The 12,522-nt window shown below is 45.7% G+C and carries 10 protein-coding genes; all 10 read right to left on the reverse strand.

What is annotated here, in order from left to right:
* Positions 1-373: 373 nt before the first annotated feature.
* The gene (locus ACEW9I_RS21940) at positions 374-1,321 is read right to left on the reverse strand and encodes an aldo/keto reductase (protein WP_373542450.1); all 948 of its coding nucleotides are present in this window, start codon (positions 1,319-1,321) and stop codon (positions 374-376) included.
* 174 nt (positions 1,322-1,495) lie between these two features.
* On the reverse strand, positions 1,496-2,215 hold the full coding sequence (locus ACEW9I_RS21945; protein ID WP_373542451.1) for a histidine phosphatase family protein: 720 nt from the start codon (positions 2,213-2,215) through the stop codon (positions 1,496-1,498).
* Complete coding sequence (locus ACEW9I_RS21950; protein ID WP_373542452.1) at positions 2,199-4,046, reverse strand: ABC transporter ATP-binding protein; 1,848 nt, start codon at positions 4,044-4,046, stop codon at positions 2,199-2,201. The genes ACEW9I_RS21945 and ACEW9I_RS21950 overlap by 17 nt, the downstream gene beginning before the upstream one ends.
* Positions 4,047-4,313: 267 nt before the next feature.
* Complete coding sequence (locus tag ACEW9I_RS21955; RefSeq protein ID WP_373542453.1) at positions 4,314-5,450, reverse strand: glycosyltransferase family 2 protein; 1,137 nt, start codon at positions 5,448-5,450, stop codon at positions 4,314-4,316.
* Between the two features lie 92 nt (positions 5,451-5,542).
* Positions 5,543-6,778, reverse strand: coding sequence for a glycosyltransferase family protein (locus ACEW9I_RS21960; RefSeq protein WP_373542454.1), 1,236 nt, complete (start codon positions 6,776-6,778; stop codon positions 5,543-5,545).
* Between the two features lie 144 nt (positions 6,779-6,922).
* Positions 6,923-8,188, reverse strand: a complete 1,266-nt coding sequence (locus ACEW9I_RS21965; RefSeq protein ID WP_373542455.1) for a glycosyltransferase family protein — start codon at positions 8,186-8,188, stop codon at positions 6,923-6,925.
* Positions 8,189-8,213: 25 nt separating this feature from the next.
* The gene (locus tag ACEW9I_RS21970) at positions 8,214-9,455 is read right to left on the reverse strand and encodes a glycosyltransferase family protein (RefSeq protein WP_373542456.1); all 1,242 of its coding nucleotides are present in this window, start codon (positions 9,453-9,455) and stop codon (positions 8,214-8,216) included.
* Positions 9,456-9,662: 207 nt separating this feature from the next.
* Positions 9,663-11,099, reverse strand: a complete 1,437-nt coding sequence (locus tag ACEW9I_RS21975) for a UDP-glucose/GDP-mannose dehydrogenase family protein (RefSeq protein WP_373542457.1) — start codon at positions 11,097-11,099, stop codon at positions 9,663-9,665.
* A 144-nt stretch (positions 11,100-11,243) separates the two neighbouring features.
* Positions 11,244-11,612 carry a response regulator transcription factor gene (locus ACEW9I_RS21980; RefSeq protein ID WP_373542458.1) on the reverse strand — a complete coding sequence of 123 codons (369 nt, stop codon included), beginning with the start codon at positions 11,610-11,612 and terminating at the stop codon, positions 11,244-11,246.
* 217 nt (positions 11,613-11,829) lie between these two features.
* Entirely contained in the window at positions 11,830-12,498 is a 669-nt protein-coding gene (locus tag ACEW9I_RS21985) for a response regulator transcription factor (protein WP_373542459.1), read from the reverse strand.
* Positions 12,499-12,522 lie beyond the last annotated feature (24 nt).

A 12,522-nucleotide genomic window follows, 5' to 3' on the forward strand; every position in this document is an offset into this window, starting at 1 on the left:
CGATTAGAAATCTTGCTTGTATCTCCTTTGAGCTTAACTAAAAATTATCATTGGCGATCGTCGCTAGACGACGCGCTTCGAGTGAGCGTGCTTCGAGATTCGCTCACTCGATCGTATGACTTATTCAGCAAGCCCTAAATAGTGATATGGCTGGCGCGGTGAAATGGCTGGAAGTCATGTAGGATCATCTCTAAAGCAGGGCAAGATGCCGCACGATTGAACTCGTCGCTAATAGTGCGAAGTCCGCCTACGCGGACTAAGTTAGGAATCGAAACTAAATAAGTTGCCATTCCTGACTAACCCGCGTAGGCGGGTTTTGCAACATTAGCGGCGGTTTTAACCGCTGACTCACCACAAAGTGCCGAATGTGGATTTAGACAGCTTGGACGATCGATTCCTCTAGACGGTGGAGTAGTGCCGTACGATCGATAGCGGATAAAATGCGATCGCCTGCTTGGGCATTCATGGCTGCTTGTTGGGGTGACTTTGCGCCAGGAATGGCGACAGGTTGGGCGGGGTGGGAGATGACATATTGGAGGGCGGTAGTTGCCATCGTGGTGCCTGCTGGTAGGCTCGCGCTGAGTGCTTTGACTGCGGCAATATCCCGATCGAGTTTGGCTTGTTTGGCTGCATTCTTGTGCCATTTGCCGCGAATGGTGTCGGTGAAGACTGTATCGGCGGCGTACTTACCAGAGAGCAAGCCTTGGGCGAGTGGCCCCCGCACGAGGACGGCGATGTTATGCTCGATGCAGTAGGGCAATATTTTGGCTTCGGCTTTGGGATTGAGCAGGGAGTAGTCGAGTTCGACAATGCCGCAGGTGCCGTCGATATTAAATTGCTTTAATACTTCAAATTTGTTGGTGGAGATGCCATAGGCGCGGAGATAGCCCTGTTGCTTTAGTCCCTCGAAGGCTTCGAGATAGACGGTAGGATCTTCGATATCGCCTTCATGACAGAGTACTCCATCCGCCCAGTCAGTTTTCATCCGAAACAGTGAGGCTTGGAGACAGAGGCGGATGGTATCGATATTTTTGGGCAATCCTTCATCGGTGCGTCGTCCCCAACTGCCGATTTTGGTGACGATGTAGGCGCGATCGCGGATGCCCTGTAATGCTTTACCCAAGCGTTCTTCAGACAATCCTTGGGGGATGCCATAAGCCTCGGCGGTATCAAACAGATTTACGCCATGATCGAAGGCACTGCGAACAGTTTCGATCGCTACATCTTCGGTGATTTCGCCCCATTGATTGCCGATATTCCATGTGCCCATACCGATGGTAGAAACGTTCCAATCTGTCTTGCCAAATTCGCGATATAACATTGATTTTTTCCTGGTAAATATTTGAACAGTTGATAGTTGACAGTTGACAGTGCAGTCTTATCCAGTAAGGTTTAGATCTTTGGTAGGGGCAATTCATGAATTGCCCCTACCAAAGATTGAGGCGGTGGTAAATAAAATCGCATATTATTAAATTCTGATTACTGATTACTTGATTTAAACGGTTGATGTCTGTAATTGTGCTGTTAGATGTTCGGTATAGTTCAGTACTTCTAATTGAGGCTCGGTGATATTTTTCTGTGAAAATTTCAGTACGCTAATACCACAATTAGATTGCCGAAGCGAGTGATAATCACCAGGTGAGAGATTACAAGCAGTGCTAATTAAGGCTCGAATTGTTCCGGCGTGGCTGACTAACATAATTGTTTCACCGCCATGATGCGGTAATGTATGTTGCCAAAATTGGTTTGCTCGATCGTAGAGATCGCGGACAGGGTAAGATTGTTTTTTGGTGTTTGGATCGAGCATGATAAATCGATCGGGATGTTGCTTCCAACAGTGGTAATCTTCAGGAAAGCGTTTCTGTACATCTTGGTGATAAAGTCCATGCCAAGCAGGGAGATCGATCTCCCTAAGTTGTCGATCGACATGAATATTTGTTGGATCGATCGATGGATATATCTGCGCTAATATTTCGCTAGCAGTTGTTAGTGCCCGCCGCAACGAACTGACATACAGCGCATCAATACTTAATCCATTCAAAAATTCTCCCGTTTGCCTAGCCGTATTGCGACCAAATTCAGTCAATACCGACTCATCGCTACTCCCTTGATATCTACCCTCAGTATTAAAGGTACTTTGACCGTGACGGACTAAAATTACCCGCGTTTCGTGGGGTGCAAGTTTTCCCTGTTCGCATTCAAGCTTCCAAGACATGTTTTTCTCCTAGTTCATTTACATCGTTTTGTAAGTGGTATAACTGGGCATAGCGTCCAGATTGCGCCATTAATTCGGGATGGGTGCCGCTCTCCAAGATTTCACCTTTTTCGATGTAGAGGATGCGATCGCAGCCCTCGACAGCTCGGAGGTTGTGAGAAATCAAAAATGTCGTACTGCCCCGTGTAAGGCGATTGAGAGCCTCATTGACGGCATGTTCGCTGGCTCCATCTAGTCCGGTGGTGGGTTCGTCGAGAATGACGATCGGCGAGTGGCGGATGGCGGCTCTAGCGATCGCGATCCGTTGGCGTTGTCCCCCAGATAAAGTGCCGCCGCGTTCGCCGACGATCGTGTCGTAGCCTTGGGGTAAGTCCATGATAAAATCGTGGGCATTCGCCAGCCGCGCCGCATGTTCGACTTCCGCATCGGTGGCTCCCAATCGTCCGTAGGTAATGTTTTCCCTAATGCTGACGGCGAATAATACGCTATCTTGCATGACGACGCTAATTTGTTGGCGGAGTGAGTCTAATTTATACTCCCGAATATCTCTACCATCGATGAGAATGCCGCCGACAGTCGGATCGTAGAGTCGGAGTAGCAGGCTGGCGAGGGTAGATTTACCGCTCCCAGATGGCCCGACGAGAGCGATTTGTTGTCCTGGTTTGACATCAAAATCCACCTCGTGCAAAATCTGCCGACTCGGATCATAGCTGAAGGATACTTTTTGAAAGCAGACAGAACCGAAGAAAGCATGTGCCTGCCTTGCTCCTGGCAAATCTCGCACATTGGGTTCGTAGTCGAGAATATCGATCGCCCGTTCTCCAGAGGCGATCGCTTTGGCAATTTGACCGATTTGTTTGCTAATCTGACGCATGGGGTCGAAGGCGGTTTTGAGATAGTTGACAAAAATCAACACATCACCAGGTGTCAGAGCTTTTTGTAATACGAGTTGGGAACTGCGCCAAATTACCACCGCTAATACCAAAGCCATCAGCACCTTAACTAATCCTTCTAGAAAAGTCGCCAATTTGAGCGATCTCACGCCTTCTTGGAGACTTTTAGTATTCTGGAGCAAGAAATTTTGCTCTAACATATCGTGCAAGGAGAGAGCCTGCACGACTCTAATCGCGCCAATTGTTTCGCTGGTGGTATTGGCGATCGCACCTTCGGAGGTACGATGTTTGTTAGTTTCTTTGCGAATCTGACCGACGATATTGGTAGTAGTAATCGCAAATAGCGGGAAAATCGCGATCGAAATCAGCGCGAGTTCCCAATTGAGCCAAAACATCACCCCCATCATCCCCACGATTGTTACTACATTTGCCAAAAATGGCAGGGCAGTTTTAATCGTCACCAACCGCAATCGCTCGATATCATAAGTAACTCTCGCAATCAAATCGCCACTTTTGAACTTGTGATGAAACGATAGCGATAGCCGCTGAATGTGACTATAGAGATTGCTCCGTACCTCCGACAATACCTGAATCGCCGCCAGTGCCATCCCATAAGTACTCAGATAAGATGTGACACTGCGTAATGCCGCGATCGCGACGATCGATCCAGCTAGCAGCGTCAGCAACCACATCGGTGATAGACTCCGTGCAAACCCCAAGCTATCGGGATAGATGTCTGTGCGGGAGAGCAGTACGCCGTCAAAAATGAATTTGAGTGGCCAAGGTTCGAGCAATCCTAGCGCAGTTTCCAACAGCAGCGTGAATAATGAGCTACCGATTAATAGCTGCCGCTGGCGGATTTGCGGCCAGAATTTGACGAGGATGCGCCAACTGCCAGGGATGATGCCTTTAAGTTCTTTCTCTCCAGTCTGGATCATGGGGATTTTGGATTTTGGATTTTGCGAACGGGTTAGGGAGAGCAGAACAACCTGTAGGGGCAGGTTTATGCTAGGAAGCCTGGATATCTACAAATAAGTGTCAAACAAACCTGCCCAACCCCACCAGCAACATTCAGGTGGCTAGTGGGGAGGGCGGGTTTGTACGATAGTTATCGTTACAGCCGTAATTGATGGCATAAAGCGGCGTTTTTATTCTGGGGTTCCCCCAGAATAAAAAAACGACAAGACACCCGCCCCTACAGACACTTAGACAGACTCCAATTCCGACTCCGCCTTTTCCTTCGAGGGCTTCTCGAATTTCATTCCATTTTTCAATCGTTGCGATCGACGTAAACCCAAACTATGGCTAGCATACTCATGTAGACGGGCATATCGATCGCTGATAAAGTTATTAATTGGACGCTCCACAACTTGCAACCAATCGGCAAAATCACTCCGCTTATCTTTGAGCGGGAACCGACTGATAATTGGCCGCATTAAAGCGCGATAGCGACGACGACCGAGGCGATTGTAACGACGCTCGAAGTACCAATCTTCCTCTACATCCCACTTCGCCCGAAAATGGTCGAAACTCGCCAAATCCCACGCATCGCTCCAGCGCAAACTGAAGTAGGTATAGTCATACCAATCAAATTCCGCACCCGTCATATAAGTGACGATACTTTGGCGTTCGCAATAGACAGTACCGCCCACTTTTCCCACACATAAGCACAAATCGATATGCTCCCGCGTACTGAGCAAACCTTCATCGAGCAAACCATGTTCGTCAAAGAATGATTTGCGGACTAATGCGGTGTGGAACTCCACAAACTCACATTTAAAACGAGTCAGTTCGTTGGCAATTTTTGATACTCGCTTTCCTTCCAAATAGCTTTTTTGGACGGCATAGCGACCCGTTTTGCTGCCTTCGGTGCGAACTTCGATATAGGTTGTACCGCCGCCGTTATGGACGACTTCATGGATGGGGCTGTCGATACAGGTGAGGGTGCCAACTACAGTCGCGTTAGTTTCTTCAGCGCAATCTACCAACTTTTGCAACCAGCCCTTTTGCACCAAAACATCGTTATCGACAAACACGATGTACTTACCCCGTGCGGCTTGAATGCCAAGATTGCGGGCGCGATTGGGGGAAAGGAACTGCTCGGTGCGAATTAGTTTAAATTGCTTCTCGTGCGATTGTGCTTCTAAATAAGCCTTGAGTTCGGGGGAAGATCCACCATCTACATATACCAACTCGAAGGGGTAATCTGTCTCGGCATAAACGCTTTCTAATGATTGTTGGGAATAGCTAAACCGTTCGCGAGGTACGACAACGATCGTCACCATTGGTTGTTCGATCGAGTCGGCACTATTAACGTTGTCTAAATGTAAAGCTGTAGTCATGATTAAGCTCCAATTAATAATAGTTTGAGTGATTACCCAGAGACTAAAGTCTCCGCTAGTGTTGCAAAGTCCGCCTACGCGGACTAATAGATTCAGTCCGCGTAGGCGGACTTTGTACCACTAGCCCCGATTTCAATCGGCGGCGGTGTCAACGGCGCGAGCAGATTTCTGAGCATAACCTTCGTTTTCTCCGCACCATCGAGATCGAATGATTTAGAGAACGTAGAAATCCGCTCTGACTCAATCGCACCCACAATCCGATCGGCAAATCGTTCAGGCTGAAGATCTTCCGGCTGGAGCATAGTTAGTAACCCCATCTTTTCCAATTTTTCCGCCCGTACCGTCTGTTCCCAATCTTTATTCGATGGTAAAATCATCGAATTAACACCAGTCCGCAAAATATTCATCGTGGTGTTATATCCGCCCAAACTAACTGATAGTTTTGATTGTTTCATGTAACTTAGGAATTGAGTTGTAAACTTTCTCAGGGTGAGATTAGTCTGTCCCTTTGCCGCTGTTGCTAACGATTCAAATAAATCGATCGGGATAAACGGCCCTGTAAATACTTGCAGATGATACCGTGGCAATCGCTCGGCTAAAAGCAGACTAGCTGCCACCGCTGTATTGAGTAAATTGTGCCCCAGTTGTCCGCCACCGACACTAATTAAAATTGTCGGATTAGTTCGGGCTAAATCGATCGCATCTTCTTCAGTTCTAGTAGAGGATACTGTCAGAGATTGAGCGACAAATCCGGTATACTGAATCGGACACTTAATATCGTCAACGGCTGAAAAACTTTCTTCTAGGCGATGAAATTGTGGATCTGAATGAATTAATAACAGATCGAAATATCGATTCAATCGATCGCAAGTCGTAGCAATTACTTCATCTCGATCGAGATATGGTTGCGCCATCACTACATCACGCAGACTACAGACAACTTTAATATCTCTCTGAGCAGCCTTAACTCTTTCTAATAACGGAATTGATTCAAATTCAAACTGATATTTTTTGAATGGATAACCTTCGATTATCAAACAGTCTGGTTTGAATTCATCGAAAATGTTTAATAGAGCGATCGCTCGTTGTTGCTTGACTGTCTCTAAATCCTGACTCGGATCGGCAACTTTAAGCTGACGATGTTCGGATAGTAAAGTCGGTAATGTCACTACCTGAACATTTACAGCTAGATCCAAACCTTCAACTTCCGTACCACCTTTGACAAAACAAATCTCAAATTCTGTCGCCAGACTCCGCAATATTTCGACACTGCGAACGAGATGCCCCATCCCTAAATGATATTGACAATAAAATAGAATCTTTTTCATAAATTAGCTCCTAAGATTATGCAAAGATAAGAAGAGCCTAGAGACTAAAGTCTCTGCTCATGATGCAAAGTCCGCCTGTCTTGAAAAGGTGCTTCACTTGGGGAAACCCCAAGACCGCACTTTTCGCTACGCGGACTAAGAAATCTAGTCCGCGTAGGCGGACTTTGCACCACTAGCCACGATTTCAATCGTAGGCGTTACTGACTTTACATTAGATTCAAGTAACCCATGAAGAATCATCGAGGCTTTTTCTGCACCGTCGAGCTGAATCAGATGTTCAAAATCTAAGGTTGCATCATCAGCTAAATAATCGACGATCGATCTAGCTAATAGTTCTGGATCTAACTGAGATCGATCGATCATCTTGAGCAAACCCAATTTCTCTAGCTTCTCTGCCCTAATTGCCTGTTCTCGATCTTTATCAGAGGGATAAATCATCGATCGCACACCAGTCTTCAAGATATTCATGGTAGTGTTATAACCACCCAAACTAATCGATAGATCCGCTCGATCGAGATAAGCAATCAAACTAGGTGTGAACCGTCTCAAACTGATGTTGGTCTTCCCTTGAGCTAATTTTTCTAACTCTTGATATTTAGCTTCATCCATTAATGGCCCAGCAAAAATTATAATTCGATGAGAAATTTGTTGCTGAAGTAGCGGTGCAGCTTGAATGATACTATCTAATAAATCGTGTCCGAGTTTCCCACCACCAACACTAATAACTATCTTAGGAGTCGGATCGTTGAGAATTGCCAGATCTGCGGGATCGAATTCGACTCGATCGGGTTCTGATTGCACAACGTATCCAGTATAATAAACGGGACAAGTTAGGTACTCAGCAGTAGAAATATTATCTTCTAACCGATGAATTGTCGGATCGGAATGGAGTAAAATCGCATCATAATATTGATTGACAAATTCACACCGTCGTTGTTCTTCGGCATCGCGATCTGCAAATTCTTTAACCATGATAATATCGCGTAGGCTGCAAATTACCTTAGTCGTTCGAGCAGATTGTTTAATATGCTCTAATAATGGAACCATTTCAAAAGCTAATGCTTTATTTTTACTAAATGGGTAGCCCTCAGTAATCAGCACATCTGGCTGGAATCGATCGAATACCTCGATTAGTTTCTCCTTTCGATATTCCTTTACTTCCGCCAAACTCATAGTGCTACCCACGACCTGAAGCTGTTTGCCAACTTGCAGCGAATCAGACACCTCAACTTGAATGGTTGGTAATTGAACGACTTCAACTTCTGGAAGTATTTCAAAACCATCTACCTTTTGTCCGCCTTCAATCAGACAAACTTCAAATGTTTTGACGAGTTCTCTCATTAATTCCGTCGTGCGGACTAAATGCCCCATTCCTAATAAATTTTGGCAATAAAATAGAATCTTTTTCATGAGCTATTGAGAATAAATAAAATGACTAAGCCAGAAGACATTCGATCCGCTGTCCTGGAAATTGCCGTAATTCCCCTCTGACTGATTTACGTGAAATAGCGGTGAGAATACTATCTGCAATCCGAGGTAAAGCATTCAAATCTACCTGTTGAATATTACTGGTGTAATAACTCGGATTGGCTAATTGATGAAGTAATTTATCGATCAAAATTGTGGGAGTTAATTCATCGGGATGAATCATTTCTAATAATCCCAGTTCGGCCATTTTGCGAGCGCGAATCACCTGTTCTTCCGTTGGTCTCACACGCGGTACGATAATCGAGGGCTTTTGAGCGGTTAAAATTTCACAAAAGGTGTTGTAGCCACCCATCGCCACCACCGTATCGGCAACTTCGATATAGCTCATCAAATCGTCGGTAAATTCACTAATAATTACTTGCGGATACTGTTTTGCCATCTGAAAGAGTCTCTCTCGCTCGGCTTGAGACATTTCTGGCCCGCAAACTACCAAACTTTTGAGTAGATAATCGGCTGGCAGCCCCGTCAAGCCCTCTAAATAAGCGTGAATGAGGGGATACCCATCTTCCCCACCACCTGCGGTGACGAGTACGCACCGCTCGCCTGGAGCTAACTTTAATTCCTGCCGTAGCAGCTCGCTGTGCTTAATCGCCTGTTGACGGCGGATGTAACCGCAGAACAGCGACTTGGAGAGCATCTCTGCCGAAAATTGATACTCGGCACAGGTATCAAATACTTCCGGCGTACCCACCACCAAAACGCGATCGTAAAATTGCTCGATGGCGCGATAACTATCGAGCAGATGCCACTCCGCAATCGTCTGTTTGGGAGCATCTAAAATATCTCTCAACAGCAGGAACCACTTGGTTTCAGGTGCAACAACGCTGAGAGTTTCGATCGTTTTTTTAAGTTCATTTTGCAATCCGTAGGGCTTTTTATCGACTAGTACTACATCGGGGCGGAAATTTAGAGCAGCAATCCGAATCAGATTGCATCGCAGTTTTACTGTCTGCTTCATATCGAGTTTGAGATATTTTGCCGACATATCGCCATTTTCATCTCGATGCAAACAGGGGAGTTTGAGATAGTCGAGTCCTGCTGGCAACCGAAAGCTATGCAACATCGGCGAACCCGATACAACCAAGATTGATAAGTTGGGAATCGCATCGAGCAGGTGGTGACAAATAGCCAACATGCGACAGATATTACCCAAGCCATAGGCATCGTGAGAATAAACTAATAGTTTCATAATCTTCTCTTGATAAAGATAAATCGGTGGAATAAGTTCGGAGATTTACCTTATTGATATAATCGCAAACTCGAATGAATCCTCTATGAATATTTGATGAGATTTATCTCATGTTTACTCTTTTTCCTACCTCTGTGCTCTCTGCGCCTCTGCGGTTGAAATATTATGTATTTCAGTACTGGTAAGTTTAAAATTGATTTAGGATTGCTATATTAGCTCGATCGATCGAGTAGCACTTCTCAATACTAGATCCTCGATCTGGATTGAATTTTTTTTGGTTCGATTCACTCGATCGATCTTCGGACAACCGATACCGATGTAATCAAACCCCGCCTTCGCCAACGATTTAGCATCTAAAAAGTTGCGTCCATCCACAATCGTCGGCTGCTCCATCAGACTAGCTAAATGGGCATAATCTAGCTCCTGAAATTCCTGCCATTCAGTTACTAATACCAGCGCATCACAACCACTTGCCAGATCTTCAGCACTAGTAGTCACAGTAATTTTGGCGAGATCTGGATGCGATCGATCTGAATTAATTAACGGATCGTAAGCTTTAACTTTCGCACCTAAATGTGTCAATCGATCGATTAAATCTAGGGCAGGCGCATCGCGCAGATCGTCGGTATCTGGTTTGAAAGTCAATCCCAATAAACCGATCGTTTTACCTTTAAGGATTTTGAGTACCTGTTGCAGCTTTTCAACTGCAATTAAACGTTGCTGTCGATTGGTCTCGATCGTCGATTTGAGCAGTCGAGCATCATAACCATAGTCAGTTGCTGTATGTACGAGTGCCGAAACATCCTTCGGAAAACAAGAACCACCCCAACCAATTCCCGCTTGCAGAAACTTATGCCCGATGCGTGAATCTAATCCAATTCCCTGCGCCACCAGCGTGACATCTGCGCCCACCCGATCGCAAATATTTCCAACTTCATTAATAAAACTAATTTTGGTAGCTAAAAAAGCATTAGCCGCATATTTAATCATTTCCGCCGAAGTTAAATCTGTCACCAATACAGGTACGGGAGCTAAATCGGGATATTGGGCATATTGTCGCGTCACAATCGGCGCGTAGAGCTGCTGCATCAACTCGATCGCCTGTTGGCTACTACTACCAATTACAATCCGATCGGGATTGAAAGTATCATAAATTGCCGAGCCTTCCCGCAAAAACTCTGGATTACTAACAACATCAAAACCCGCAACCTCTGAGTTGCCTTCAGCAACCCCATTCAGGACGAGCCGCCGCACCCAATCCCCAGAACCGATCGGCACCGTAGACTTATTCACAATCACTTTGTAGCCGCCATTGAGATGCTCTCCGATGCCTCGCGCCACAGCTTCGACATAGCGAGTATCGCTGGCACCAGAAGGGAGAGCCGGAGTACCGACTGCGATAAATAAAATCTCCCCGTAATTCACCCCAACCTGAAGATCGGCAGTAAATTTCAGTCGCTCCGCCTGCATATTCGCTTGCATCATCTGCGCCAAGCCAGGTTCAAAAATCGGCGACTGCCCCGACTGCATCAACTTGACTTTCTCGATATCATTATCTACACAAATGACCTGATGCCCGATTTGGGCGAGACACACCCCTGTCACTAAACCAACATAGCCCGTTCCAATTACACAAACTTGCATGAGATTCACGCTCCTGAGTTCTGGTTAATACTCAGGTTCTCAAGTTCTGATGAAGCATGTATGAATCTTTGATGAGATAAATCTCATTAAGTTAACGTTAGTGGTAGAGACAATTCATGAATTGCCCTACCACTCGAACTCACGCTAAACATCCTCTAAATACAACTTAATTTTTGCCAGCAAATCACTAAACTTAAACGGTTTGGGTAAATAATCATTTGCCCCCGCTGCGAATACCTGTTGTCGATCGCGTTCGTCTGTCATCGCGGTGACGACAATAATCGGTAGATCGGGATTTTGTGCGCGTGTTTCTCGCAGCACCGCCCAACCATCTTTAATCGGCAATCCCAGATCTAACAGCAGCAAATCTACTGGCTGTTGCTCGATCGCCTTCAATGCTTGCACACCATCCCCAGCGACGATCGTCTCAAACCCATTTTTCTTCAATCCCTTCTCGACAAAAGCCGCCAGCCGATCTTCATCTTCGGCAATCAGAATCAATACTTTGCTCATAGGATTTCAACACGAGGCATAAATAGATACAGCCTCTGGACTCTCCACTAAAAAGAGGAAATGCAAGCACATTCACAGATTTCGATCGATAGAATACAGATTTATTCTCAATCTACTCTGATTTAGGGTATTTAGTTTAATTTAATTGCTGAGAATTTTCTCATGTTGAGATGAGAAAATTCTCATGTTAGGTCGATCGATCCTGCATGTGCTATAATCAGTTTTTTAATCGATAACCGACACCGCGCACCGTTTCAAATAACTCGCTGCCCAATTTTTTCCGCAAATAACCGACATAAACATCCACGATATTCGAGCCAGGATCGTAATCATAGCCCCAGACGCGATCGAGCAATTGCTGCCGAGTTAATACCTGCCCTGGATGTTGAAAAAATGCTTCGGCAAGAGTAAATTCTCGGCTGGGTAATTCAATTTCGCAGTTCTCGACGATCGCTTTGCGCGTTCGGAGATTTAGCACCACATTCCCCACCGTCAACAACAGATCGTCATTGCTCACCACAGTCGGCTTGGGCTTCATCCGCAACCGAATTCGCGCTAAGAGTTCCTCAAAGCGAAAGGGCTTTGTCATGTAGTCATCAGCCCCACCGCTCAAACCCGCTAACTTGTCATTGAGGTCGTTTCGTGCTGTCAGAATAATAATCGGCGTCTCCACTCCCTGCCCGCGCAATGTCTCCAAAATCTCTAATCCATCGCCTCCAGGCAATCCCAAATCTAGCAAAATCAGATCGAATTCGTTGCGTTGAGCTAGATCCAAGACTTCATCTGTATCATGAGCGATCGTCGCTGTAAAGCCCTGCGCCCGCAATCCCTTTTCGATAAAGGCTGATATTCTCGGTTCGTCTTCAGCGATTAAAATTTGGGACATGGGCTAGCATTTGAGTTCGGATTA

Origin of the sequence: Chamaesiphon sp. (assembly GCF_041738855.1) — a bacterium.
In the GTDB taxonomy this organism is placed as follows: Bacteria; Cyanobacteriota; Cyanobacteriia; order Cyanobacteriales; family Chamaesiphonaceae; genus Chamaesiphon.